Below are 25,971 nucleotides of genomic sequence, written 5' to 3' on the forward strand. Positions count from 1 at the left end.
ACCCCGACAGACTAACGGCCATTCATGACATGACCATGACCGCCCCCAGATAGACCGCCACCAGCATCGACAGCACCAGACCGATGAACAACAGCCCCAGGGTCTCCCAGCGCAGCAGCATTCGCTCGCCCCGGGCCACCCGGTCCAGCCATGCCGCCCAGAGCCGGGGCACCCCATGGACCAGGGCCAGGGTGAACCCGCCGCCCGGCATGTGCCAGAACCCGGGGGTACGGGAAACCCATCCCAGCACCCCCTGACCACCCCGCTCCAGCGGCACCCAGAGGTCCCCCTCGGGGATCCATCGGGGCAGGGTCCAGCCCCGGAAACGGGCCAGCAACAGGGCAATGCCGCCGATCAACAGGCCCAGCCCCATGGGCCAGAGCAGCGCCAGCGCAGGCTCGACGGCCAGGGCCTTGAAGGCATCCTCCGGCGCCAGCACCCAGGGCAGGACCACCGTGCCCAGTACCAGCGCCAGACAGGGCAACCACAGGGACACCGGCACCGGGCGGGGTTCCCGCGAACCACCGGCGGCCAGCACCCAGAACCGCAGCATCAGCAGGAAGGTGCCGGCCGCGGCCGTGGACAGCAACAGGGTCACCAGGGACAGATCCACGGGCGCATCGTACATGGGCGCCTTGAGCAGGGTCTTGGCCACGGCCCCGCTGGTCAGGGGCATCCCCGCCAGCGCCAGCCCCGGCAACAGCAGCCAGGCCAGCGCCGCCGTTCGCCCCACCCGCTGGGCAATGCCCACCCCCAGGAACAGGGCGGCCTTGGCGATGCCGTGGTGCAGGGCATAGAGCACCAGGGCCGAGATCAGGGCGGGCGCCAGGGCCGGGTGCATCATGGCCACCCCCAGACCCGCCGTCATCAGGCCCATCTGACTGATGCTGGAATAGGCCAGCACGGTCTTGACCCGATGCTGGAACACCCCGGCCAGCACCCCGTAACCGGCGCCCACCAGACCCAGCACCACCAGGACCGTGCCCAGGGCTTCCGGCACACTGCCCGGCGGCAGCAGGCGCATCCAGCCCAGCAGGCCCGCCTTGATCATGGCCCCCGACAGGACGGCGCTGGCCGGGGTGGGAGCGGCCGGGTGGGCCAGGGGCAGCCACAGATGCAGGGGCACCAGCCCGGCCTTCACCCCCAGGCCACCCAGCAACAGGATCACGGCCGCCATCCCCGGTGGCTGTTCCCAGACCCGGACCAGACCATGCCCGCCGGCATCATGGACCAGCAGGATCAAACCGGTGAACAGGGCCACCTCGCCCACCAGGGCCATGCCCAGATAAACCCATCCGGCCCGCCAGGACTCAAAGTGCTGCTCATGCACCACCAGCCCCATGGAAGCCAGGCTCATGAGGGCGAAGCTGGTGTAGAAAAACACCACATCCGCCGCCACCACCAGCCCCAGGTTGCCCGCCATGGCCAGCAGGAAAAAGGCATGGAAACGCACCCGGGAAGGGTCTGCCCCCAGATACCCCTGGGCGTAAACGGCGGCCGCCCCCCACAGCAATGCGGTGAGCAGCAGAAAACCGCGTCCCACCGGATCCAGGGCCAGTTCCGTCCCCAGCAACAGCCAGGGGTAGAAGGCCCACGCCCCTTCCGGCAGCCACAGCGCACCCGCCAGGGCCGGCAGCACCGCCAGCGGGGTCAGGCGCCAGAGATGACGACCCACCACCGGCAACGCCAGGGCAGACACCAGCAGCAACGGGGTCAGGGGAATCAGAAGCAGCCACAGATCCGGGGTCATGGCGTCTCCCATTCGAAGATGGCGCGCCAGATATGGTCGTAGCCGTACTCGAATTCCACGATAAAGGTCACCCAGTACAGGGGACTGATGGTCAGGGAGGCCAGCAGCCCCATGCCCAGGGCCATGGCGGCGACCGCCATCGTGGGCAGCAGCAGCATCCAGTGGGTCTCCAGTCGCCCTCCCCCATGGCGCTCGTCGGGCCAGGGGCCCTCCCGGCGGCTGAACCAGCCCCGCAGGATCGGCGGCAGGAAATACAGGGCATTGAGCAGACTGCTGACCACCAGCACGACGGTCACCCAGGCAAGCCCCGCCTCCAGGGCACCCAGGCCCAGATACCATTTACTGATGAACCCGGCCAGCGGGGGAATGCCGATCATGCCCAGGGCCGCCAGGGTGAAGGCGGTCATGGTCCAGGGCATGCGCCGGCCCACCCCGCGCATCTCATCCACCCGATGGATGCCCAGGGTCTCGGCGAAATTGCCGGCGCAGAAGAACAGGGTGATCTTCATCACCCCCTGATGGACCAGATGCACCAGCCCACCCACGGCACCGATGGGTCCGGCCAGGGCCACGCCGAGGATGATGTAGGACACCTGGCTGACGGTGGAAAAGGCCAGCCGCTGCTTGAGATCATCGGCGAACACCGCACGCACCGAACCATAGACAATGGTCATGATGGCCAGCAGCAGCAGCGGCAGGGTCACCCCCAGATCCGCCGCCAGTTCCACCCCGTAAACATCATTGAGCACCCGCACGATGCCGAAGGCCCCGGCCTTGACCACGGCCACCGCGTGCAGCAGGGCACTCACCGGGGCCGGGGCCACCATGGCCCGGGGCAGCCAGCTATGCAGGGGCAGCAGGGCCGCCTTGACCCCGAACCCGGCCATCAGCATGGCAAAGATCATGATCAGGACCGGCCCCTGGTCGGCACTCAGATGGTGCAGATAACCGCCGGCGGTAAAGGGCTCGGAACCGGCCAGCAGGGTCAGCCAGACCACGGCCCCCAGCAGCACCGCGCCCCCGAGGAGGGTGTAGGCCAGATAGATACGCCCGGCCCGGAAGGATTCCGCCGTGCCCCGGTGCACCACCAGGGGCCAGGTGGCCAGGGTCAGGATCTCGTAGAAGATCAGCAGGGTGATGAGGTTGCCGGAGAAGGCGATCCCCACCGTGGCGCTCACGCACAGACTGAAGAAACCGAAGAAGCGGCTGCGGTTGGGGGAATCCTCCAGATAGCCGATGGCGTAGATGGTGGTGACCAGCCAGAGCACCGCCGAGAGGGTGGCAAACAGCAGGGACAGGGCATCCGCCGCCAGCACCAGATCAATTCCCGGCAACAGGTTCACGCTGAGGCTGTAGGTCTTGCCGTCCCGGTACACTCCCACCAGCAGGGCGATGATCAGCAGGAACTTGAGGGTGGCGCCCCCCAGGTTGAGGGCCGTGCGCAGGGCGAACTGCTGCTCCCGCAGGAAGAAGATGGCCACCCCGGGCAGCAGGGAGCTCAGGAGAATCAGCAGCAGCATGTATCCCCCCGTCGCCATCTCAGCCCCCTCCCCCGGCCAGGGTTCGGGCCAGCAACGACAGGGCCGGGGTGCCGGCAAACCCCAGGCCGATGGTCAGCAGGGCCAGGGCCAGGGGCACCCATTCCATCACCGCGGGCAAGGGTCGCCCCCGATCCGCGGGGCCCGGCTCAAAGGCCGGCCCCAGCAGACGGAACACATAGGCGCCGGCCAGGAGCCCGCCACCCAGCACCACCAGGGCCCAGATCCACAACCCGGCCTCCAGGGCGGTCTGCACCAGCAGCCATTTGGCGATGAAACCGCCGGTGAAGGGCAACCCCACCAGACCGGCACCGGCAATCCCCAGGGCAAAACTGGTCTTGAGCCGCCCCCGCATCACCGCCCCCAAATCCGCCAGCCGGTCATGGCCCGCCGCCCGCTGCAGGGTGCCGGCGGCCAGGAACACGGCGGCCTTGGCCACCCCATGGGCGACCGCGAAAAAGACCACCGCCTTCCACCCCTCCGGATGCGCCCGGAGAAACGGAAACAGCAGGAACAGATAGCCCACCTGGGCCACGGTGGAATAGGCCACCACCTGCTTGAGCCGGGGGGCCCGCAACGCCATGAGGCCGCCCCAGAGCACCGCCCCGGCGGCCAGCACCCCCATCAGCACGTCCAGCCCCGACAGAGGCAACGCCGGGAAGACCGTCAGCCAAAGCCGCAGAATGAGATAGAAGGACACCTTGACCACCAGGGCCGAAAGCGCCGCGCTGACCGGCGCCGGGGCACTGCCATGGGCGGGGGGCAACCAGACATGCAGCGGGAACAGGGCGGACTTGGCCAGCAACCCCACGGTCATCAGCACCGCCGCCAGCATGGGGGCCGCCGACAGGGCCACCTGGGCACCCAGCGCCTGCAGACCCAGCACGCCGTAAGCCCCGTAGAGCAGGGCCACCCCCATCAGGTAGGCCATGGAACCGAGCAGGCTCACCAGCAGGTAACGCATGGCCGCCACCAGCGGGGCGGCGCCACCGGCCAGGGCCACCAGGGCCACCGACGCCAGCACCACCAGCTCCAGGGTGACATAGAGATTGAACACATCCCCGGACAGGTACAGGGCATTCATGGCCGCCCACAGCCACAACCAGAGGATCCAGAACCAGTGCCCGCGCCCCTCCCCGGCCAGATAACCCAGGGCATGGAGACTGATGGCCAGCCCCACCACGGCGGTCATCAGCAGCATCAGGCTCGCCAGGCCGTCCGCCACCAGGGTGATGCCCAGGGGCGGTGCCCAGCCCCCCAGATCCAGGATCATGGGACCGTGGGCATGCACCTGCAGGGCCAGCAGCAGGGCCATGACCAGAGTGAGCAGCGCCGTCAGCAGCCCCCACCATCGGGCCGCGGCAGGCCACAGTCCCGCCAGCAAGGCACCCGCCAGAGGCAGGATCACCAGCCAGGGGGCCAGGGCCATGTCCGCCATGACATCCATCCACGGCATCTTCAGTCCTCCGGCCCGGACCGGGGCAGGCGCGCAAGGCCGGTGGCCGCCTTCACCCTGAGCATGAGCACCAGAGCCACGGCGGTGGCACTGACAGCCACCACGATGCCGGTGATGACCAGGGCATGGGGCACCGGATCCACACCCCCCTCGCCTCCGGCGGCCACGCCCAGCAGGACCATGAAGACACCGGAACCCATGACGTTGACGGCGAGGATCTTCAACAGCAGATGGCGACGCACCACCAGGGCGTGCAGTCCGAGCACGAACAGCAACACGCCGCACAGCAGGTAGATCTGGGGAGTCAGGACGTCAGCGGCCATGCCGCACCCTGCGGGATCGACCACCCAGGAACAGCAGCACCAGGGTCAGGGCAATGGACACGGACGCGGCCAGCTCGATGCCCAGGATCAGGTGATAGGCCCAGGCGGGGGGATAACCCATGAAGCCGTGGCCGGTCAGCAAACCCGCCGTCCCCACCGCCAGGAAGGCAAACGCGCCCAGGGACAGCCCCAGGCGTTGTACCAGCGCGGAAGGCATGGGCATTTCCCGGGGCAGCGACAGCATCAGCATCACCCCGGCGGCCCCCAGCACCGCGCCACCCTGAAAGGCGCCCCCACTGTCGCTGCTGCCCACCCAGACCAGATAACCGCCGGTGACCACCGCCACCGGGATCAGATGACGCAGGGTCCCGTGCAGCACCGGCCCCTGCACCGGCCGGGCCGGAATCGGATCACGAAGCCCCAGGGACCAGATCGACAGCACCGCCAGCATCAGTACCGCCAACTCCAGAAAGGTGTCATAGCCACGGAAGTTGAGCAGTACCGCCGTGACCGGATGTCTGACGCCGGAGCGATCCATGGCGTCGGCCACCGGGGCGGCCAAACCCGGTTGCGGCGGCAGATCCAGCACCACGACGATGAGCAGGCCGGCCAGGGTCAGGCTCATCAGCAGCACCAGAGGGGATGTGAATCGCCGCCGGATCAAGTATTCCCTCCTTCCCGACGGAAGAACCGGTTTTCCAGGCGCCGCAACCGCCCCAGGGCCACCAGCAGCAGGGCACCGGTGACACCGGCACCGATGGCGGCCTCCGCCAGGGCCACGTCGGGGGCGGACAGACGCACCCAGGCCAGGGACAGCAGCAAACCGAAGGCAATGAACAGAACCACGGACCGGAACAGATCCCCGCCCGCCAGCAGACGCCAGGCCACCCCCAGCAGGGTGAGGGCCAGCAGGGCATCAAAACCGATCAAAAACCAGGTGGTGATCTCTTCAGGCATCGCGTGGTTGCATGAATGGACAGGGAAATCAGAGCCGACGGGATTCCCGCCGGCGGGCCCGCTGGGCCACCAGATGGCATCCGGCCGCGCCGGCCGCCAGCACCAGGCCCCAAATCAGGATCAGCTTGAACACCAGGGACAGGCTGCCGGCCTGCAGGGCCACCCCCGCGACCACCAGACCCAGCCCCAGATTGTCGGCCTTGGTCAGGGCATGGAGCCGGGTATAGACGTCCGGAAACCGCAGCATGCCGATGCTGCCGGCGGCAAAGAACACAAGCCCCATGAGCACCAGTCCCATGCTGAAGGCATCCATGACCTGACCCATCATGCCTGATCCCCCCCCCGCCGTGGCAAACCCCGCTGTCTGACGAAGGCCACCGTGGCCACCGCCGCCAGCAGGGCGAAGACCAGGGCCACATCCACCAGCGCCGGCTGTTCCATGGCCAGGGACAGCAGCAGCAGGATGGCCACCCCGGCGGTGCCGAAGAGCTGGGCCGCCAGCATCCGGTCCCCCGGCGTGGGACCGGACAGTACCCGCACCATGCCCACGGCGACAGTGAAAAGCAGGAACAGAGCGCAGAAAAGCCAGAACGCGGTCATGTCACAAAGCCTCCAGCCGCAGACCAAAGAGCGCCGCCACCCGATCTTCCAGCCGGGACAGGGAGGCATGCAGCGGCATCCCCACATCCAGCACATGGAGCTGAAGGCGGCGGCGATGCAGCCCCACGCTCAGGGTGCCCGGCAGCAGGCCGATCACGTTCATGAAAAAGGTCAGTGCCGGCCCCCGCGGCAACCGGACCGGGTAATCGATGAACCCAGGAGCCAGGGACATCCTTGGCGACAGCGCCCGGCGGGAAACATCCAGGCCGCCGACAAAGGACTGCCAGAGGAAGAAGCCCATGAACACCACCAGACCCCGCAAGGACAGCCGGTAGCGCCGCCCCGGCGGCAGGACAAAGACCGAGGCGGCGGCCAGCAGGGCCACCGGGATACCGATGGCCCAGGCACCGGGGGCACCGCCGGTCAGGATCCACCACAGGGCCAGAGTCGCCGCCAGGGTGACCAGGAAACGGCGCGGGGGAGATGGGGCAAAGCGGCGATATCGGTCCGACATGGAAAGGATTGTAGCCGACGCAGTCGTTCACCCCGGACGGCTACTTCTGCCGCCACTGTCCCCGCTCATCCTGGTACCAGTATCCCCGCGGGGCCTCCTGCACCCAGACCCGGGCGAAGGTGGCGCGGATGTCCGACTCCCATTCGGGACGGTCATTGGCCCGGGCGATCTCCCGGTACAGGGCGTTGCGGTCGGCATTTTCCTCCGTCACCAGGCGCTGTACCGTGGCCCGATCCCGCAGGGGCACGGCATTGAGGTCACGAATGGTCACCAGCCCGTCCCGGGTGAAACCAACGGCCCCGGAGGCAAAGTGGGGCTGCAGAGCCGGCGTGCGTGCCCGCATGGAGGACCGCAGACCGTCGATGGTGGCGGTGCGAATGTTGATGTTGGCCTGCTGGGCCTGGGCGGGCGGGATGAATGTGTCCATGATCACCGCCAGCACGCGTTTGGGCACGGCGTCCAGACGGGCATCCGGGGGCGTTGGCGTGGCCTCGGGACCATCCTCGGCGGGCCGGGGTGTCTCGCCCAGCACGTCCCGCACGATGGTGCGGGCGGCATCCTCGGCGGCGGCGGCGGGGAAATAGATGTTGATGGTGACGCACGCGGTCAGGAGCAGCACGGCACCGAACCAGACCAGGTGTCGGGGTAATGTGGTGAAATGGCGTGTCATGGCAATGGATCCTTGGGTTTATCGACATCTGCAAACAGCAGACGGTCCGACATCCAATCTAACCCGAAAAAACCTCAAAACCCTACAGGGGAAGGCTGAAAAAGGCCGACAAACTGGCCCCGATCCGTCCGAACTGATACCTTTAATCATTTCCCTGCCCCCGCCAAGATCATGACATCCGACACCCGCAACATCCTGGTCACCAGCGCCCTGCCCTACGCCAACGGCCCCATCCACCTGGGCCATCTGGTGGAATACATCCAGACCGACATCTGGGTGCGTTTCCAGAAGATGCGCGGCCACCAGTGTATCTATGTCTGCGCCGACGACGCCCACGGCACCCCCATCATGCTCAAGGCGCAAAGCGAGGGCATCACCCCGGAAGTCCTGATCGAGCGCATCGGCCGGGAACACCGGGAGGACTTTGCCGGCTTCCTGGTGGATTTCGACCACTACCACAGCACCCATTCGGAAGAAAACCGCCACTTTGCCGAACTGATCTACACCCGGTTGCGGGATGCTGGACATATCGCCCGGCGCACCATCCGCCAGGCCTACGACCCGGAAGCGAAGATGTTCCTGCCGGATCGCTTCATCAAGGGGGAATGCCCCCGCTGCGGCGCGGCGGACCAGTACGGAGACTCCTGCGAGGCCTGCGGCGCCACCTACGCCCCCACGGACCTGAAAAACCCGGTCTCCGCCATCTCCGGCGCCACGCCGGTGGAAAAGGAGTCCGAACACTACTTCTTCAAGCTGGGCGACTTCCACGCCATGCTGCGGGAATGGACCGGCTCCGGCAGCCTGCAGGGGGAGATCCGCAACAAGCTGCGGGAGTGGTTCGAGGCAGGCCTAAACGACTGGGACATCTCCCGGGACGCCCCCTACTGGGGCTTCGAGATCCCGGATGCGCCGGGCAAGTACTTCTACGTCTGGCTGGATGCCCCCATCGGCTACATGGCCAGCTTCAAGCACTACTGCGAGCAGCAGGGCCTGGACTTCGATGCCTGGTGGCGCGCCGACAGCACGGCGGAACTGCATCACTTCATCGGCAAGGACATCGCCTACTTCCATACCCTGTTCTGGCCCGCCATGCTCAGCGGCGCGGGCTTTCGCACCCCCACGGCGGTGCACTGCCACGGTTTTCTCACCGTCAATGGCCAGAAGATGTCCAAGTCCCGGGGCACCTTCATCAAGGCCCGCACCTATCTGGACCACCTGCAGCCGGAATATCTGCGCTACTACTTCGCCGCCAAGCTCGGCCCCGGCGTGGATGACATCGACCTGTCCCTGGACGACTTCATCGCCCGGGTGAACAGCGATCTGGTGGGCAAGGCGGTGAACATCGCCTCCCGCTGCGCCGGATTCATCCACAAGGGCTTTGCCGGCCGCCTGGCCGACACCCTGCCGGATCCGGATCTGTATGACCGCTATGTGCGGGCCGGCGAGGAAATCGCCGGGCTCTATGAACGGCGGGAATTCGGTCAGGCCATGCGGGAGATCATGGCCCTGGCGGACGTGGCCAACCAGTATGTGGACGAACAAAAACCCTGGGTGCTGGCCAAGCAGGAAGACGGTCAGGCCCATGTCCAGGCCGTCTGCACCCAGGGCATCAACCTGTTCCGGGCCATTCTCACCTATCTGCGGCCGGTGCTGCCGGCCATGGCGGAAAAGGCGGAAGGGTTTCTGGGCGTTCCCGCCCTCACCTGGGAGGCGGTGCAACAGCCCCTGGTGGGGACCCGCATCAACACCTACGAACCCCTGATGACCCGGGTGGACCCACAGGCGGTGCAGACCATGCTGGAAGCGTCGAAGGAAAGTCTGGCACCCACGCCAACCCAGACCCAGGGGCCGCTGGCCCTGGACCCGATCCGGGAAGAGATCACCTATGACGACTTTGCCAAGGTGGATCTGCGCATCGCCCGCATCAGCCGGGCCGAGCATGTGGAAGGCGCCGACAAGCTGCTGCGCCTGACCCTGGACCTGGGCGGCGAGACCCGGCAGGTCTTCGCCGGGATCAAGTCGGCCTATGATCCGGCCGATCTGGAGGGACGCCTGACGGTGATGGTGGCCAATCTGGCGCCGCGCAAGATGAAGTTCGGCCTGTCCGAAGGCATGGTGCTGGCCGCCGGCCCCGGCGGCAAGGATCTGTTCATCCTGTCACCGGATACGGGTGCCCAGCCGGGCATGCGGGTGAAATAGGCCGCCCGTCAACCGGCGGCGACGGGAATCGGATGGCTGAACCCGGGGTTGTGGGGCTGACGACCCGGCAAGCCCCGCGCTCCGGTGGCTTGGTGTACCCGGTTCAATTCCTCTTCCAGGTGACGCAGTTCCCGCTCCAGCGCCACCATGCGACGTCTGAGCACAACTTCCCGATGATGGGCCTGGGCGGGGGTGTGGATGCTGTGCTGGGCCATGACGGGTCCTCCTCGTTTGATTGAAATCAAATCTAGCAATCCTCACCGCCGGGTTGAAAGAATATAAATTTGTGTTGTAATTACCCAATGGCATTAACGTGAAACAGCCCGGGTTTAGCCGCGGATACGCCCTCCCCCTCGGGGAAGAAGGGCCTGGCACAGCCCCCTGTTCATCATCACGGGTGCATCTTGTCTTTCATCATCGCGGATGCATCGCCATCAAGGTGCATCAGCGTTAGCAATACATAACCGGGTCCCCATGAAGCTCCAGCAGTTGCGCTACCTGAAGGCGATCGTAGAAAACAACCTCAACGTGACGGAGGCCGCCGAGCGCCTGTTCACCTCCCAGCCCGGGGTCAGCAAGCAGGTGAAACTGCTGGAAGAAGAACTGGGACTGGAAATCTTTCACCGCAGCGGCAAGCATTTCACCCATGTCACCCCGGCCGGCCGACAGATCCTGGCCCGGGCCGAAAACATCCTCAGCGAAGTACAGAACATCCGCGCCCTGGCCGAGGACTTCAGGGACGAGGAACGGGGCACCCTGCGCATCGCCACCACCCATACCCAGGCCCGCTACTTCCTGCCCCCCCTGATCACCCAGTTCCGGCGCCGGTATCCCCAGGTACACCTGCTCATCCATCAGGGCACGCCGGCACAGATCTCCCAGATGGCCGCCTCGGGAGAGGTGGACTTTGCCATCGCCACGGAGGCGATTGCCCTGAACCGGGAAATGCTCATGATCCCCGCCTATCGCTGGCACCATTGCGTGGTGGTTGACAAGAGACATCCGCTCACCCGGACCATTCCTCTCACCCTGGATGAGGTGGCTCGTCACCCCATCGTCACCTATGTGCATGGTTTTTCCGGCCGCGGACGGCTGGAGCAGGACTTTGCCAACGCGGGCGTCGCGCCGGAGATCGTGCTCAGCGCGGCGGACTCGGACGTCATCAAGACCTATGTCAGACTGGGGCTGGGGATCGGCATCATCGCCCACATGGCCTATGAACCCGGTCAGGATACGGATCTGACCTATCTGGATGCCAAGGCGCTGTTCACCGGCAACGTCACCCGGGTCGGGTTCCGCACGGGGGTATACCTGCGTCGTTTCATGTGCCACTTCATGGAGCTGATCGCACCCCACGCGGGCGAAGACAGGATCCAGGAGGCCCTGAATGCCCGGACACAGGAGAGCGTGGATCGGATCTTCGAGGGGATTGACCTGCCGGAGCATTGAATTCGCCGACAGGCCGACTCCCGCGGGCAGGAAAATGTCATGAATGGGTCATTCCCGCGGGTGGCAAACGCCATGAATGGACCATTCCCGCAGGTGGGAAATATCATAAACGGGTCATTCCCGCGCAAGCGGGAATCCAGTCAAGGGACGATACCCTCCGACTCCCGCTTTCGCGGGAGCGACGGCAAAGAACCCGGAATGACGGCAGCAAACTTCTTTAGTGTTTCCCGGGGGGAGCGGATACATAACGCAAGATTATATATGTATACTCAACCTGGCACAGACAACGCTCCATTTGGGAGCCGATTGATCCGGGGCCGTCCGCCCTTGATCACAGGATAATCTCGACATGAAACTCCAGCAACTCCGCTATTTGCAGGCCATTGCACGCTACAACCTCAACATCTCCGAAGCCGCGGACCGCCTGGCGACCTCGCAGCCGGGCATCAGCAAGCAGATCCGCCTGCTGGAGGAAGAACTGGGCGTGCCCCTGTTCCAGCGCAACGGCAAGCATCTGTCCGGCATGACCGCCGTCGGACGCCGGGTGCTGGAATACAGCGAAGTCATCCTCAGGGAGGTGGAAAACATCCGTGCGGCGGCGGAAGAAGCCCGGGACGAACAGGCGGGGGACCTGCGGATTGCCACCACCCATGCCCAGGCCCGCTATATCCTGCCCCCCATCGTGGACGCCTTCCGGCATCGTTTCCCCCGTGTCAGGGTACAGATCCACCAGGGCACACCGCGGCAGATTGCCGACATGCTCTCCCACGACGAAGTGGACTTCATCGTCGGCACCGAGCCCATCCCCACCGGCGGCCAGGTCGTGATGCTGCCCGCCTATCGCTGGTCTCACTGCGTGGTAGTGCCCAGGAATCACGAACTGGCCGGCACCAAGGCCATTCCCCTGGAACGGCTGGCGGACTACCCCATCGTCACCTACCTGGACGGTTTCAGCGGCCGCACCAAACTGGACGCGGACTTCCGCCGCGCCGGCCTCACTCCGGACGTGGTGCTGACGGCGGCGGACGCGGATGTCATCAAGACCTATGTGCGCCACGGCATGGGGGTGGGCATCATTGCCCGCATCGCCCTGGAAAAGGGCCATGACGATGACCTGGTGGCCCTGGACACGGAACCCGGACTGTCGGAAAACGTCACCCGGATCGGCTTTCGCCGGGGGGCGTGGCTACGCGGCTACATGTATGACTTCATCACGCTGCTGGCACCCCACCTCACCCATGAGCATGTGGCAAGGGCGGCCCAGAATCCGGACCCGGAAAACCTGGAAGCCCTGTGCCGAGGCATGGAAGTCCCGGAAGGTATCTCTCACTGCGCCTGACGGATGGGACGGCGGGATGGACGCGGCCGCATGGGTCGCGTACATTAACCCGCTGTTTTTCCCTTCGATCAGGCAGGTATGGAAGAGACACACGAGCACTTTGAGGCACGTGCCGCCCAACTCATCTCGGCAGGAAGCTTCTTCTATCATCGGGGCTGGATGCCGGCCACCGCCGGCAATCTGTCCGCGCGCCTGGACGATCACCGCATGGTGATCACCGAGTCCGGCCGCAACAAGGGGGAACTCGGGCACGACGGCCTGATGATGGTGGATCTGGACGGCAATGTCCTGTCCCCCGGCAAGCAGCCCTCGGCGGAGACCTTCCTGCACATCATCCTCTATCGCCGTTCCCCACGGATCGGTGCCGTGATACATACCCATTCCGTCAGCGCCACCGTGCTGTCCCGCATCGTGGAAGGCACTGAACTGACCCTCACCGATTGCGAAGTCCTCCGTACCCTGCCGGGCATCGCCTGCCGGGACGCCTCGATCACCCTGCCCATCTTCGGCAATGATCAGGACATCCCCCAACTGGCGGCGCAGGTGGATGATCACATGAACCGTCACCCGGACACCCCCGGCTACCTCATCGAAGGCCATGGGTTCTATGCCTGGGGCCGGGATGTGGCCGAGGCCCGGCATCATGTGGAAGCTTTTGAATTCCTCTTTGACTGTGAACTGCAACTGCGCAGCCTCAAGCCATGATGACACCCATCCAGACCCGGAAATCACGGCCATGATCAGGGCCATCATCACCGATATCGAAGGCACCCTGTCCGGAGTATCCTTCACCCGGGAAGTCCTGCTCCCCCATGCGGTCAAACACCTGCCCGAGTTCGTTCGCACCCACCGGACGGTACCGGAGGTGAAACGCCTTTTGGCCGACATCCGGGCCTATGCCGGTGGCTCCCTGGATGACGAGGCCCTGATGCAGCGCATGGTGGCCTGGATGTCGGCGGATCAGAAGATCACACCCCTCAAGGCCCTGCAGGGCCTGATCTGGGAAGAAGGCTATCGCCGGGGGGATTTCAAGGGGCATGTCTATCCGGACGCCGTGGCCTGCCTGCGGGCCTGGCATGAGCAGGGAATCTCCCTGCATGTGTTTTCGTCGGGTTCCGTACGCGCCCAGGAGGACTTCCTGGCCCACAGCGAGGCGGGCGACCTGCGCCCCCTGTTCAGCAGCAACTTCGACACCCGCATCGGTGGCAAGACCCATATTGCCGCCTACAAGCTCATCACCGAACGCATCCAGTGCCCCCCGGGCGAGGCCCTGTTCCTCTGCGACGACACGCGGGAACTGGATGCCGCAGCGGCAGCCGGCCTGCGGACCACCCTGGTACAGCGACAGGGCACTGCCACCACCGGCGGTTCCCATCCAGTGGTGACGGATTTTCACCAGATCCGGCTGGAGCCCTGATTCCATGCGATTTCCCCACGACCCGCCCGGTTGCAGGCAGCGCGTCCGGTAGCGGATACTCAATCCTCAGAGCGGGAGTTCCATGTCCGAGTACCTACTGATCCTGGTCAGCACTGTTCTGGTCAACAATTTCGTCCTGGTGAAGTTCCTGGGCCTGTGCCCGTTCATGGGGGTTTCCAAAAAGGTGGAAACGGCCATCGGCATGAGTCTGGCCACCACCTTCGTGCTGACCCTGTCCTCGGTCTGCAGCTACCTGGTGAACGAGTACTTGCTGGCACCCTTCGGTCTGGAGTACCTGCGCACCATTGCATTCATCCTGGTGATCGCCGCCGTGGTGCAGTTCACCGAGATGGTGGTACACAAGACCAGCCCGCTGCTTTATAACGTATTGGGGATCTTTCTGCCCCTGATCACCACTAACTGTGCTGTGCTGGGGGTGGCCCTGCTGAATGTGCAGGAAAGCCATGGCTTCCTGGAATCGGTGATGTACGGCCTGGGTGCCGCCGCCGGTTTCTCCCTGGTCATGATCCTGTTTGCCGCCATGCGCGAGCGGGTCGCCGCCGCGGATGTGCCGGTACCGTTCCGCGGCAGCGCCATCGCTCTGGTCACCGCGGGCCTCATGTCACTGGCATTCATGGGTTTTCTGGGACTGGCCCCCTGACCCGGATGCCGCAACCGACGAGCCACGAGATGTAGCCGCCTATGCTTGCCGCCGTTCTAGTCATCAGTTCGCTGTCCGCCCTGTTCGGCATGATCCTGGGGTATTCCGCCATCCGCTTTCGCGTGGAAAGCGATCCGGTGGTGGAAAAGATCGACAACATGCTGCCCCAGACCCAATGCGGGCAGTGCGGCTTTGCCGGTTGCCGTCCCTATGCCGCCGCCATCGCCGAGGGCAAGGCAGACATCAATCTCTGCCCTCCGGGAGGCACCGGCCTGCTCATGGCCCTGGCCGACATGCTCGGACGCGACGCCAAGCCCATCGAGGGCAAGGTCAAGGAAAAGGCCCTGGCCCGCATCGACGAAAACAGCTGCATCGGCTGCACCCTGTGCGTGCAGGCCTGTCCGGTGGACGCCATCGTCGGTGCGGCCAAGCAGCTGCACGCCGTCATCGAGAGCCAGTGCACCGGCTGCGAGCTGTGTCTGATGCCCTGCCCGGTGGACTGCATCCGCATGGTGCCCATTGCCCAGGATCTGAATACCTGGAAATGGCCCTTCCCCATGGACACCGCCGCCGATCGCCTCTGTCTGGTGGATCTGGCCCGGCCGGCGTCCGCGGGTTCCGGCGCCTGAGGCGCCCGGGACCCCGCTGACCACGACAACCCATGACCGCAAGTTCCCACAAACTCTGGCGATTCCATGGCGGCGTCAAGCTGCCCGACCACAAGGCGGAAAGCACCACCGAGCCGGTGGCCGCCGCGCCCCTGCCGCAGCGGCTGATCCTGCCGCTGCGGCAGCACATCGGCGAGGCCGCCGTGCCGGTGGTCAAGCGCGGCGAGCACGTCAAGAAGGGGCAGCTCATCGCCCGTTCGGATACCTATGTGGGTGCCCACCTGCACGCCCCCACCTCCGGCCGCATCGCCCTCGTGGGCGATCAGCCGGTGCCCCACCCTTCCGGCCTGTCCGCCCCCTGCATCGTCATCGAGGCCGACGGCGAGGATGACTGGGGCGATAGCCGGATGCCGCCCATCGAGGATTACCGCAACATCGATCCGGTCAAGCTGCGCAACCGGGTACGCGATGCCGGCATCGTGGGCCTGGGGGGAGCCGCCTTCCCTTCGGCGGTGAAGCTCAACCCCCGTCCCCATCAGAAGATCGACACCCTGGTGATCAACGGCGCCGAGTGCGAACCCTACATCACCTGCGATGACATGCTCATGCGCACCCAGGCGGAAGCAGTGATCGCCGGCATGCATCTGGTGCGCCGTGCCCTGAAGCCCGAACGCTGCCTGATCGGCATTGAGGACAACAAGCCGGAGGCCATCCGCGCCATGACCGAGGCCCTGGGCGGCGAGGAACGGGACAACATCCGCATTGTCGCCATCCCCAGCATCTACCCCACCGGCGGCGAACGCCAGCTCGTGCGTGTGCTCACCGGCCGCGAAGTCCCCAGCGAGGGGCTGCCCGCCGATGTCGGCGTGGTCTGCCACAACGTGGGCACCCTGGCCGCCATCTACCGGGCGGTGGTCCTGGGTGAACCCCTGATTTCCCGCCTGGTGACGGTGACCGGCAGCGGTGTCAGCCGCCCCCGCAATCTCCAGGTCTACCTGGGCACCCCGGTGGCGGACCTGATCGCCCTGGCCGGGGGCTACACCGACGACGTGGAGCGGCTGATCATGGGTGGCCCCATGATGGGTTTTGCCCTGGCCAGCGACGCGGTGCCCATCATCAAGGGCGGCAACTGCATCATCGCCGCCCGCGCCGCCGACGTGGAACGCCCCGGCCCGGTGATGCCCTGCATCCGCTGCGGAGAATGCGTCAAGGCCTGTCCCGCCGGCCTGCTGCCCCAGCAGCTGTACTGGTTCAGCCGCGCCCGTGACTTCGACAAGGCCCAGGAATACAGCCTGTTCGACTGCATCGAATGCGGCTGCTGCGCCCACGTCTGTCCCAGCAACATCCCGCTGGTGCAGTATTACCGCTTTGCCAAGAACGAGATCTGGTCCCAGGAACGGGAACGCCGCCAGGCCGAGGCCGCCAAGCAGCGCCACGAACTGCGCCGGGAGCGCCTGGAACGGGAGGAACGGGAAAAGGCCGAGCGCATGAAGCGCAAACAGGCCGCCGCCGCCCAGCAGACGGCCACCGCCGCCGACGGGGGGGAAGATCCCAAGCAGGCGGTGATCCGTGCCGCCCTGGCGCGGGCCCAGGCCCGCAAGGCCGGGCAGGCTACCCAGGACACGACCGCCGCCGCGCCGGTCTCCGAAAACGACGACGAAAACCGCTGATGCGCTTCAAGACCTTCAGTTCGCCGCACATGGCGCCCGCCCGCAGTGTCAACCGGGTCATGGGGCAGGTATTGCTGGCCCTCATCCCCGGCACCGCGGCCATGACCTGGTATTTCGGCTGGGGCGTGCTGATCAACGTCTCCCTGGCCGTCACCGTGGCACTGGCCTGCGAGGCCCTGATGCTGCTGATGCGTGGTCGCACCCTGACGCCCCACATCACCGACCTGAGCGCAGTGCTGGCCGGCTGGCTGTTCGCCCTGGCCGTACCGCCGCTGACGCCCTGGTGGGTCACCCTGGTGGGGGTGGGATTTGCCATGGTGATGGCCAAGCATCTCTACGGCGGCCTGGGGTACAACCCTTTCAATCCGGCCATGGTGGGTTATGTGGTGGTGCTCATTTCCTTCCCCCGGGAGATGACCCTGTGGCTGAGCCCCTCCGTCATCGCCGAACTGAACCTGAGCCTGCCCCAGACCTTTACCGCCATCTTCGCCGGCACGCTTCCGGACGGGCTGACCTGGGACACCATCACCGCCGCCACGCCGCTGGACCGGATACAGACCGGAGTGGGCCAGGCCCATCCCATCAGCGAGATCCAGGCCTCCCCCTTCTTCGGCTATCTGGGCGGGGTCGGCTGGGAGTGGATCGGCCTGTGGTTCCTGGTGGGCGGGCTATGGCTGCTCAAGCGCGGTGTGATCGGCTGGCAGATCCCGGCAGCCATGCTGGGTACCCTCACCCTGCTCTCCGGCCTGTTCTGGCTCATCAATCCGGAAACCTACGCCTCCCCCCTGTTTCATGTCTTCAGTGGTGCCGCCATTCTCGGTGCCTTCTTCATCGCCACCGACCCGGTCTCCGCCAGCACCACGCCCCGGGGACGCCTGATCTTCGGTGCCGGGGTGGGGGCACTGGTGTTCGTCATCCGTACCTGGGGGAGTTATGCGGAAGGCGTGGCCTTCGCGGTCCTGCTCATGAACATGATGGTCCCGCTGATCGACCATTACACCCAGCCCCGGGTCTTCGGCAAGACCACTGCCGGCAAGGAGGGCTAGGACGTGCTGCGGGAAATCTATCTCTCCACGGCCCTGCTGGCCGCCTTCGGACTGGTGGGGGCCGGACTGGTGGCCCTGGTCCACATGGGCACGGCGGAGCGCATCGAAGCCAACCGGGAGGCGGCCACCCTGGCCCGTCTGCATGAAATCCTGCCCGACGGCGAATACGACAACGACATCATCAACGACACCATCGTGCTCGGTCATGCCCTGCTCGGCGGCGGCAATCATCTGGTCTACCGGGCGCGCCTGGGAGACGAGCCGGTGGCCGCGGTGTTCGCCGTGATTGCCCGCGGCGGCTATTCCGGCGACATCCACCTGCTGGTGGGCGTGCGCGCGGACGGCCGCGTGGCCGGGGTACGGGTGGTCAGCCACCGGGAAACCCCCGGCCTGGGCGACGACATCGAGGCCGGCCGCTCCGACTGGATCCTGGGCTTTGACGACCTGGAACTGGGCGATCCGCCGGTGGAACGCTGGGCGGTGCAACGGGACGGCGGCATCTTCGACCAGTTCACCGGTGCCACCATCACCCCCCGGGCGGTGGTGCGCGCAGTACGCGACACCCTGATCTACTTCGATGCCCATCGGGAACAGGTATTCGAGCCGATGCCCGTCGATGACGTGAATGACGTGGATGAAGAGGCGCACACAGATGAATGACACCCCCTACGGCAAGATCATCGCCGACGGCCTCTGGTACAACAACGCCGCCCTGGTTCAGCTGCTGGGCCTGTGCCCCCTGCTGGCCATCTCCGGCACGGTGGTCAATGCCCTCGGGCTGGGCCTGGCCACCACCCTGACCCTGATCGCCTCCAACGTCAGCGTCTCCTTCATCCGCAACTGGGTGCGACCGGAAATCCGCATCCCCATCTACGTGCTCATCATCGCCTCGGTGGTCACCGCCATCGAACTGGCCATGAATGCCTACTTCCATGAACTCTATCTGGTGCTGGGGATCTTCATCCCGCTGATCGTGACCAACTGCGCCATCATCGGCCGGGCCGAGGCCTTTGCCTCCAAGCACACCATCCCCAAGGCCTTCGTCGACGGGCTGATCATGGGCATCGGCTTCACCCTGGTGCTGGTGGCCCTGGGGGGCATGCGCGAGGTCATCGGTCAGGGCACCCTGTTCGATCAGGCCCACCTCATGTTCGGCGAAGCGGCCAGGGGACTCACCGTGACCCTGATCGAGGATTACCGGGGCTTTCTGCTGGCCATCCTGCCACCGGGGGCCTTCATCGGCCTGGGCCTGCTGCTGGCCATCAAGAACCTGGTGGATGACCAGCTGGAGAAACGGGCGACCCGTCGCGCCGAAGCCCTCAGGGAAGCCCAGGCCTGAGGCAGGCGGGTGAACGATGAACAACCACAAGCGCCGGGAGATCTTCACCCGCTGGCGGGCGGCCAACCCCCGGCCCACCACGGAACTGAACTACCGCACCCCCTTTGAGTTGCTGATCGCCGTGATCCTTTCGGCCCAGGCCACCGACAAGGGTGTCAACAAGGCCACGGCCCTGCTGTTTCCCGTGGCCAACACCCCCCAGGCCATCCTCGACCTGGGGCTGGAAGGACTCAAGGACCATATCCGCACCATCGGCCTTTACAACAGCAAGGCGGAAAACATCATCAGGACCTGCCGTATCCTGGTGGATCAGTGGCAGGGTGAAGTACCCCGTGAACGGGCCGCCCTGGAGGCCCTGCCCGGAGTCGGACGCAAAACCGCCAACGTGGTGCTGAACACCGCCTTCGGCGAGCCCACCATCGCCGTCGACACCCACATCTTCCGTGTGGCCAACCGCACCGGCATCGCCCCGGGCAAGACGCCCCTGGAGGTGGAAACGCGCCTGCTCAAGGTGGTGCCCGCGGAGTTCAAGCGAGACGCCCATCACTGGCTGATCCTCCACGGACGCTATACTTGTACCGCGCGCTCACCCAAGTGCGGGCAATGCATGATCACCGATCTATGTGATTTCAAGGACAAGACGCCCGCCTCCCCAAACCGGTGATGGACTGAAGGCTCAAGCGGGAGGATCGGCGGATCGACTGACCATGGTCAGCAAGCGGATGCTGTGACATGCTGACCCTTGCAGCTGAGAGACGAGGCATGCAAACAGGATGTGTGGCAATGGATACGCTATGTCCTCGGGCGAAAGCCAGGCTCGCCCGACACGACCCCCCAGCCCCTGCATGACCGGGCAACAGGCCGGGGTTCCAGGGTGGTCATACCGTCAAAGGGGAACGTCCCGATGACCGAACTGGCCAATCATGCCGAAAAGACCCGTTACCTCTATGAGGGGTTGCCCGCCACCGTAATAATCTCCATCGGCGCGGCGGCCATCCTGGCCCTGATTCATCTGCCGGTGCTGCCGGCACCCGTGTTGCTGGGATGGTTCTGCCTCATCCTGCTGGTTGCCCTGGTACGGTGCGGACTGTGGCTGGCCTACAAGCGTACCGACACCCCCGAACGCCCCGCCTGGCTGAAGCGCTTCAGGGCCACCACCCTGGCCGCCGGCATCGGCTGGGGCATCGGCAGCGCCCTGCTCACCCAATCCGGTGACCTGAACTATCAGGCCTTTCTGGCCTTCGCCATTGCCGGCATCACCTCAGGGGCCATGATCGCACTGGCCACCGACCGGGTGTCCACCCTGTTCCTGATCGCCCCCATGCTCGTTCCCCTGGCCATTGCATTGCTGCTGCAGAACGAGGCCCTGTCCGTGACGGCCGGATTGATCGTCTGCCTCTTCCTGCTGTTCGTCTTCGTCAGTGCGACACGCATTCAGGCCAGCTTCAACGAAAATATCCGTTTGCGGATTCAGGCCGAGGCCCAGCGAGCCACGATCCTGGACAATGAGTTGCGCTGGCGCTTTGCCCTGGAGGGCAGCAATCAGGGACTGTGGGACTGGAATCTCGTCAGTAACCAGTCTTACCACTCGCCCCGCTGGTCTCTCATGCTGGGGCATGCGCCGAATGAGGTGGAATCCACTTTCAGGGCCTGGGAAGAGCGTCTGCACCCGGAGGACCGTGACAGGGTCCTGGAAGACCTGAGGCGACATCTGGACGGTCATACCCCGGTTTATGAGTCGGAGTACCGCCTTCGCTGCAAGGACGGCGGTTATCTTTGGATTTTGGACCAGGGACAGGTGATCAGCCGGGATCACGAAGGCCGACCCACCCGCATGATCGGTGTGCACCAGGATATCCATCGCCGAAAGGAGGCGGAACGTCAACTTCGGGAAGAACGCCGCTTGTTTGCCACCGGCCCGGTGATGCTCATCATCTGGGAGTCGGTGGAGACCGGGCGCATCCTCTATGCCTCGGAGAATGCCATTGATCTGCTGGGATATTCGCCGGACGAGTTGCGGGCGCCGGGATTCTGCTTTGACGATCTGATCCATCAGAAAGACCGCGCGCGGATACTCGAAGAACACCGGGAGCACATGGAAGCCGGATCGACCCAGTTCGAGCAATCCTATCGCCTGCGGCACAAGTCCGGCCATTACCGGTGGTTCTACGACTTCACTCGCCCGGAACTGGATGACACCGGAGACATGAGGCATCTGCAGGGTTATCTGTTCGACCAGACCCGCATCAAGGAAGTGGAGGCGGCACTTGCCGAAAGTGAACGCTACAACCGCGCCCTGCTGGAAGCGATACCCGATCTGATGTTCCGCCTGAGCCATGACGGCCGGTATCTGGCCTGGCATGCGGGCCAGAAAGACTCCCTCTACAGATCCCCCGAATCATTCCTGCACAAAAGCGTGACCGAAGTGCTGCCCCTGGAAACCGCCATTCGTGTTCAGGAGGCCATTCGACGGGTATTGGCAGAGGATCGCATGCATTTCGTGGAGTACACGCTGGATATAGACGGCACCCCGCGGACCTTCGAAGCCCGGCTGGTGAAGCTGAACAGGCGGGAAGTCGTGGCGGTCATTCGGGATGTGACCGAAGACAAGCAGGCCAATGAGCGCATTGCACACATGGCCTTCTATGATGCGCTGACCCAGCTCCCCAATCGGCGCATGCTGCTGGATCGACTCACCCAGGCCATGATTTCCAGCAAACGAAACGGTCAGCAGGGTGCCCTGATCTTCATGGATCTGGACCGGTTCAAGGCCCTGAACGACACCTACGGCCACGGCATGGGAGACCTGCTGCTGCAACAGGTGGGGCAACGTCTGAAGACCTGTGTCAGGGAGGCGGACACGGTTGCCCGGCTGGGAGGGGACGAATTCGTGATCATGGTGGAAAACCTGGGACAAAATGAAGAAGATAGCCTGAAAATGGCCCAGGAGATCAGCGCAAAGATCTTCAAGGCCTTGAGCGCCCCCTACAACCTCAATGGCCTGGAACATGTCTCGACACCGAGCATCGGCATTAGCCTGTTCGACGGCCATGGGATCAGTACCGACGAGGTGCTGCAGCAGGCCGACATGGCCATGTATGAGATCAAACGCCAGGGGCAAGGCGGCATACGTGTCTTCGAATCATCCATTCAGTCATCGCTGAAAACCCGCTCCATCCTGGCGCATGAACTGCATCAGGCCATGATCAACCAACACCTCGTCCTGCATTATCAGCCCCAGATCGACCATGGTGGCCGTATTCGCGCCACGGAGGCCTTGCTGCGATGGCACCACCCACGAAGGGGCCTTCTCAATGCCGCCCAGGTGATCCCGGTTGCGGAAGAATCCGGGCTCATGCTCTCCATCGGGCCATGGATCATTGAGCAGGCCTGCCAGGACATGAAGCGCTGGTCAGAGCATCGGGATTGGGGAAACGTCACGGTGGCCATCAATCTGAGCCGCCGGCAACTTCGGCAACCGGGGCTGGAACAGGCCATCATCGACACCATTGATAAAACCGGCGTAGACCCTTCTCGCATTCGCCTGGAGCTCAATGAAGACGCCCTGTACGGAGACATGGAAGCGACAATCATCAAGATGCGGAAACTCAGGGCCCGCGGCATCCGCTTTTCCCTGGATGATTTCGGGTCCGGAAGACTCTCTTTCGGAGATCTGCGGCGACTTCCCCTGGACCAGATCAAAATCCATGAAAGCTTCCTCCATCGGGCCATGGATCACGAGGACGATGCCAACCTCCTGCGTGCCGCGCTGTCCCTGGGCGAGGGTCTGGGCCTGGAAGTCCTGGCGGAAGGGGTGGAAACACCGGAACAGCACGCACTGCTCACCGAGATTGGATACCGAACCTTCCAGGGGCGCCTGTTTGGGGAACCGATGAGCTGGGGGGAGCTGATGAGCCTGGAAGTCACGCATTCCCGGCCCTGATCCCGGGAGCCGTCAGTCGATCATTATCGCCCCATACACATTTCCCCAAGGCAAGTCCCCGGGCGATGTGAAGGGTGAGGGGGATCCCGAAAACGTGCCGGGGCTCATACCCGGCGAGCCGCGTCGTACTGCAGCTCCATCAACAACCGGTTGAGCGAGCGATCCACACTGGGGCTCAGATCCAGGAACAACACCCCCAGACGGATCAGGGACGCACCACCCAGGGCTTGCACCGTGCGAACCTCGGCACGGATGTCCGACCACTGCTGGTTGCCGATACGCAGCTGCCGGATCATGAGGGTATCCCCCACGTCGGGGCACTCCCCCCCGCGAAGTTCGCACTCCATGCAGACCCCCTGGATGGACAGGTCCGAGGCCCGGCTTTCATGAAGCAGTTCTTCCCCAGCCGCTACCCGCATCGCGTCTTCAGGGGCATGGTACTTGACCCCTTCCCGAAACCATAAGACGTGGCTCTCCATGCTGAGGGGGATCTGGACCCTGAAGGCATTACGGCGCTGCTGATAATCCAGTTCCACAGGCCATTCGCAGACCAGCACATCATCGCCTTCATGGCGATCCATGCGAATCACTCGGGTCTCGAAAAAGACCGGCACCCCCTGCAGGGCACCTTCCACCGTCAGGGAAATCCCTGCTGACAGCCCTGCCACCAGAGTTGCATCATTAGGGATGTCGAACAGCAACTCCTCCTCATGAAGATTCTTGTCGATGATCTGTGTCAGCCCCTGCTGCTTCCTGCCGGGCGAGTACATCATGAGCAAGGAGCGTGTCTGTTTCAGCGCATTGAAAATACTGCCCTGACGCTTTCGGTTGCGGATGAGGGTAGAGGGTTTCTGGGTCATCTGGGAAATATCATCGTTATTGTTGGCGTCAGAAACCCGGGCCTCACTACACCGGCCTGGTCATCCGACACGACAAAAGGATTCTATCCCATCCTGAACAGGCTGACGTGTCAAGACATTACTGTTTTTCTTCTCATTTTCCTTTCACGTCCGCACCAGCCCCGCCCCACCTGGCAGCCCCGAACACTCACATCGGGGGTGCTGTGTCGCGCCCCTCCCGCTCCCTGGCGCAGGGCGAACCGCACCCGCACTGTCCCGTGCCACAGCCGCCACCCTCACGAAAAGGGCCCAGCTCGGGCCGCCGCAGGGCAAGACGACGGGCCGCCGCCTGTACCAGCACCCAGCCGGTGAACACCAGGAAGATCAGACCCACCGCCAGCAGATAGGTCTTCATGCCGTGCTGCCGCCCAGCCCCGCAAAGCCCATGAAGGCCAGGGACAGGATGCCCGCCAGCATCAGGCTCATGGCAGCACCCCGGGCGATGGCCGGCACATCCGCCAGTTCCAGCTTCTCCCGCAGACCCGCCATCAGCACGATGGCAATGATGAAGCCCGCGCCGGCCCCCAGGCTGTACACCAGGGACTGACTGAAGCTGTACTCGTAGTTGGTCTGGAACAGGGCCACACCCAGGATGGCGCAATTGGTGGTGATCAGGGGCAGGAAGATCCCCAGCGCCCGGTAAAGGGGCGGGCTGAACCTCTTGATGGTCATCTCCACCAGCTGCACCGCCGAGGCGATCACCGCGATATAGGCGATCAGGCGCAGGAACTCCAGATTGAAGTGCAGCAGGAACTCATTGATCAACCAGGCCGACACCGAGCTGATCAGCATCACGAAAGCCGTGGCCAGCCCCATGGAAAAGGCCGTGCTGATCTTGCCGGACACCCCCAGCAAGGGGCAGATCCCCAGAAACAGGGCCAGCACGAAGTTGTTGATGATGGCCGCATTCAGAAAGATGTAGGTCAGTGAATCAGCGTGCATGAACACCCGCCTCCCCGGCGCCGGCCGTCTTCTGTTTGAGCTGCCGTTCCTTGACCCAGGCGAACAGGAGCAGCCAGGCCCCCAGGACGAAGAAGCCGCCCGGCGGCAGCAGCATGATGATCCAGGGCTCGAAGCTTTCGCCGAACACCGGGATGCCCAAGAGGGTGCCGGCCCCGAGCAGTTCACGCACCGAACCCAGGCACAACAGGGCAATGGTGAAGCCGACACCCATACCCAGGGAGTTCACCAGGGTGGTACTCACCCGGTTGCGGGAGGCAAATGCCTCGGCCCGGCCCAGGATCATGCAGTTGGCCACGATGAGCTGGATGAAGGCACCCAGGGCATGATAGATCTCCAGGCTGATGGCATGGATCAGATAGTCCACCACGGTCACGAAGGTGGCGATGATCACGATGTAGGAGGCGATGCGCACCTCCTTGGGGATGTGCCGGCGCAGCAGCGCCACCAGGGCGGTGGAGCACAGCAGCACGAAGGTGGTGGCCAGCCCCATGGCCAGGGCATTGATCACGGAGTTGGTCACCGCCAGCACAGGGCACATGCCCAGCAGCATGACGAACACCGGATTCTCCCGCCACAAGCCGATCAGGAAGGTATCCAGACTGATGGGTTTTTCGGTATTGGCCGCCATGT

The 25,971-nt window shown here is 64.6% G+C and carries 26 protein-coding genes and 1 pseudogene; 13 read left to right on the forward strand and 14 right to left on the reverse strand.

The genetic code is table 11. From position 1 onward, the window contains the following. Nucleotides 1-22: 22 nt before the first annotated feature. The 9 genes and pseudogenes from CKO35_RS01600 to CKO35_RS01645 form a co-directional block, all read right to left on the reverse strand. Nucleotides 23-1,750, reverse strand: coding sequence for a complex I subunit 5 family protein (locus CKO35_RS01600; protein ID WP_200171885.1), 1,728 nt, complete (start codon nucleotides 1,748-1,750; stop codon nucleotides 23-25). After that, entirely contained in the window at nucleotides 1,747-3,288 is a 1,542-nt protein-coding gene (locus CKO35_RS01605; protein WP_200171887.1) for a complex I subunit 5 family protein, read from the reverse strand. Before CKO35_RS01605 ends, CKO35_RS01600 begins: the two co-directional genes overlap by 4 nt. Before the next feature lies 1 nt (nucleotide 3,289). Further along, on the reverse strand, nucleotides 3,290-4,744 hold the full coding sequence (locus tag CKO35_RS01610) for a complex I subunit 5 family protein (RefSeq protein ID WP_242466954.1): 1,455 nt from the start codon (nucleotides 4,742-4,744) through the stop codon (nucleotides 3,290-3,292). Nucleotides 4,745-4,746: 2 nt separating this feature from the next. Beyond that, complete coding sequence (locus CKO35_RS01615) at nucleotides 4,747-5,067, reverse strand: NADH-quinone oxidoreductase subunit K (protein ID WP_200171889.1); 321 nt, start codon at nucleotides 5,065-5,067, stop codon at nucleotides 4,747-4,749. After that, nucleotides 5,057-6,024: pseudogene (locus CKO35_RS01620) on the reverse strand (hydrogenase subunit MbhD domain-containing protein). The gene CKO35_RS01615 and the pseudogene CKO35_RS01620 overlap by 11 nt, the downstream one beginning before the upstream one ends. Before the next feature lie 28 nt (nucleotides 6,025-6,052). Continuing rightward, nucleotides 6,053-6,352, reverse strand: a complete 300-nt coding sequence (locus CKO35_RS01630) for a cation:proton antiporter (protein WP_242466955.1) — start codon at nucleotides 6,350-6,352, stop codon at nucleotides 6,053-6,055. Next, entirely contained in the window at nucleotides 6,349-6,624 is a 276-nt protein-coding gene (locus tag CKO35_RS01635; RefSeq protein ID WP_200171891.1) for an MrpF/PhaF family protein, read from the reverse strand. Before CKO35_RS01635 ends, CKO35_RS01630 begins: the two co-directional genes overlap by 4 nt. 1 nt (nucleotide 6,625) lies before the next feature. Next, nucleotides 6,626-7,138, reverse strand: a complete 513-nt coding sequence (locus tag CKO35_RS01640) for a Na+/H+ antiporter subunit E (protein WP_200171893.1) — start codon at nucleotides 7,136-7,138, stop codon at nucleotides 6,626-6,628. A gap of 40 nt (nucleotides 7,139-7,178) precedes the next feature. After that, the gene (locus tag CKO35_RS01645; protein WP_200171895.1) at nucleotides 7,179-7,808 is read right to left on the reverse strand and encodes a YdbL family probable chaperone protein; all 630 of its coding nucleotides are present in this window, start codon (nucleotides 7,806-7,808) and stop codon (nucleotides 7,179-7,181) included. Between the two features lie 171 nt (nucleotides 7,809-7,979). On the opposite strand from CKO35_RS01645, the gene metG reads away from it, so the two are divergent. Next, entirely contained in the window at nucleotides 7,980-10,007 is a 2,028-nt protein-coding gene (metG, locus tag CKO35_RS01650) for a methionine--tRNA ligase (protein WP_200171897.1), read from the forward strand. 8 nt (nucleotides 10,008-10,015) lie between these two features. On the opposite strand, the gene CKO35_RS01655 is transcribed toward metG, so the two are convergent. Further along, the gene (locus CKO35_RS01655) at nucleotides 10,016-10,222 is read right to left on the reverse strand and encodes a hypothetical protein (protein ID WP_200171899.1); all 207 of its coding nucleotides are present in this window, start codon (nucleotides 10,220-10,222) and stop codon (nucleotides 10,016-10,018) included. A 259-nt stretch (nucleotides 10,223-10,481) separates the two neighbouring features. Between CKO35_RS01655 and cysB the strand changes: the two genes are divergently transcribed. From cysB to CKO35_RS01715, 12 genes are all read left to right on the forward strand, one after another. Next, nucleotides 10,482-11,456, forward strand: a complete 975-nt coding sequence (gene cysB / locus CKO35_RS01660) for an HTH-type transcriptional regulator CysB (protein ID WP_200171909.1) — start codon at nucleotides 10,482-10,484, stop codon at nucleotides 11,454-11,456. A gap of 349 nt (nucleotides 11,457-11,805) precedes the next feature. Then, a complete protein-coding gene (locus CKO35_RS01665; RefSeq protein ID WP_200171911.1) occupies nucleotides 11,806-12,795 on the forward strand; it encodes a LysR substrate-binding domain-containing protein in 990 nt (329 codons plus the stop codon). Nucleotides 12,796-12,873: 78 nt separating this feature from the next. Beyond that, nucleotides 12,874-13,500: a methylthioribulose 1-phosphate dehydratase gene (locus CKO35_RS01670; protein ID WP_200171913.1), complete on the forward strand. Its 627-nt coding sequence runs from the start codon at nucleotides 12,874-12,876 to the stop codon at nucleotides 13,498-13,500. A 31-nt stretch (nucleotides 13,501-13,531) separates the two neighbouring features. Continuing rightward, nucleotides 13,532-14,212 carry an acireductone synthase gene (gene mtnC, locus CKO35_RS01675; RefSeq protein ID WP_200171915.1) on the forward strand — a complete coding sequence of 227 codons (681 nt, stop codon included), beginning with the start codon at nucleotides 13,532-13,534 and terminating at the stop codon, nucleotides 14,210-14,212. Between the two features lie 82 nt (nucleotides 14,213-14,294). Further along, nucleotides 14,295-14,873, forward strand: coding sequence for an electron transport complex subunit RsxA (rsxA, locus tag CKO35_RS01680; protein WP_008932395.1), 579 nt, complete (start codon nucleotides 14,295-14,297; stop codon nucleotides 14,871-14,873). A gap of 41 nt (nucleotides 14,874-14,914) precedes the next feature. Continuing rightward, complete coding sequence (gene rsxB, locus CKO35_RS01685; RefSeq protein WP_200171917.1) at nucleotides 14,915-15,502, forward strand: electron transport complex subunit RsxB; 588 nt, start codon at nucleotides 14,915-14,917, stop codon at nucleotides 15,500-15,502. 32 nt (nucleotides 15,503-15,534) lie between these two features. Continuing rightward, a complete protein-coding gene (gene rsxC, locus CKO35_RS01690) occupies nucleotides 15,535-17,151 on the forward strand; it encodes an electron transport complex subunit RsxC (RefSeq protein ID WP_200171919.1) in 1,617 nt (538 codons plus the stop codon). Next, the gene (rsxD, locus tag CKO35_RS01695; RefSeq protein ID WP_200171926.1) at nucleotides 17,151-18,197 is read left to right on the forward strand and encodes an electron transport complex subunit RsxD; all 1,047 of its coding nucleotides are present in this window, start codon (nucleotides 17,151-17,153) and stop codon (nucleotides 18,195-18,197) included. The genes rsxC and rsxD overlap by 1 nt, the downstream gene beginning before the upstream one ends. Before the next feature lie 3 nt (nucleotides 18,198-18,200). Next, nucleotides 18,201-18,857 (forward strand): electron transport complex subunit RsxG, encoded by a 657-nt coding sequence (rsxG, locus tag CKO35_RS01700; protein WP_200171928.1) that lies wholly within the window; start codon nucleotides 18,201-18,203, stop codon nucleotides 18,855-18,857. After that, nucleotides 18,850-19,536, forward strand: a complete 687-nt coding sequence (locus CKO35_RS01705) for an electron transport complex subunit E (RefSeq protein ID WP_200171930.1) — start codon at nucleotides 18,850-18,852, stop codon at nucleotides 19,534-19,536. The genes rsxG and CKO35_RS01705 overlap by 8 nt, the downstream gene beginning before the upstream one ends. A 16-nt stretch (nucleotides 19,537-19,552) precedes the next feature. After that, the gene (gene nth, locus CKO35_RS01710) at nucleotides 19,553-20,200 is read left to right on the forward strand and encodes an endonuclease III (protein WP_200171932.1); all 648 of its coding nucleotides are present in this window, start codon (nucleotides 19,553-19,555) and stop codon (nucleotides 20,198-20,200) included. A 240-nt stretch (nucleotides 20,201-20,440) separates the two neighbouring features. Beyond that, on the forward strand, nucleotides 20,441-23,479 hold the full coding sequence (locus CKO35_RS01715; protein ID WP_200171934.1) for an EAL domain-containing protein: 3,039 nt from the start codon (nucleotides 20,441-20,443) through the stop codon (nucleotides 23,477-23,479). 104 nt (nucleotides 23,480-23,583) lie between these two features. Here the strand turns inward: CKO35_RS01715 and CKO35_RS01720 are convergent, their stop codons facing one another. The 4 genes from CKO35_RS01720 to rsxE all read right to left on the reverse strand — a co-directional run bounded on the left by CKO35_RS01720 (nucleotide 23,584) and on the right by rsxE (nucleotide 25,969). Further along, a complete protein-coding gene (locus CKO35_RS01720) occupies nucleotides 23,584-24,339 on the reverse strand; it encodes a flagellar brake protein (RefSeq protein WP_200171941.1) in 756 nt (251 codons plus the stop codon). Nucleotides 24,340-24,526: 187 nt separating this feature from the next. Then, nucleotides 24,527-24,733 carry a hypothetical protein gene (locus CKO35_RS01725; protein WP_200171943.1) on the reverse strand — a complete coding sequence of 69 codons (207 nt, stop codon included), beginning with the start codon at nucleotides 24,731-24,733 and terminating at the stop codon, nucleotides 24,527-24,529. Continuing rightward, entirely contained in the window at nucleotides 24,730-25,320 is a 591-nt protein-coding gene (locus CKO35_RS01730) for an electron transport complex protein RnfA (RefSeq protein WP_200171945.1), read from the reverse strand. The genes CKO35_RS01725 and CKO35_RS01730 overlap by 4 nt, the downstream gene beginning before the upstream one ends. Then, nucleotides 25,310-25,969, reverse strand: a complete 660-nt coding sequence (gene rsxE, locus CKO35_RS01735) for an electron transport complex subunit RsxE (RefSeq protein ID WP_200171947.1) — start codon at nucleotides 25,967-25,969, stop codon at nucleotides 25,310-25,312. The genes CKO35_RS01730 and rsxE overlap by 11 nt, the downstream gene beginning before the upstream one ends. Between the last annotated feature and the right edge of the window lie 2 nt (nucleotides 25,970-25,971).

The organism is Ectothiorhodospira shaposhnikovii (assembly GCF_016584105.1).
In the GTDB taxonomy this organism is placed as follows: Bacteria; Pseudomonadota; Gammaproteobacteria; order Ectothiorhodospirales; family Ectothiorhodospiraceae; genus Ectothiorhodospira; species Ectothiorhodospira shaposhnikovii.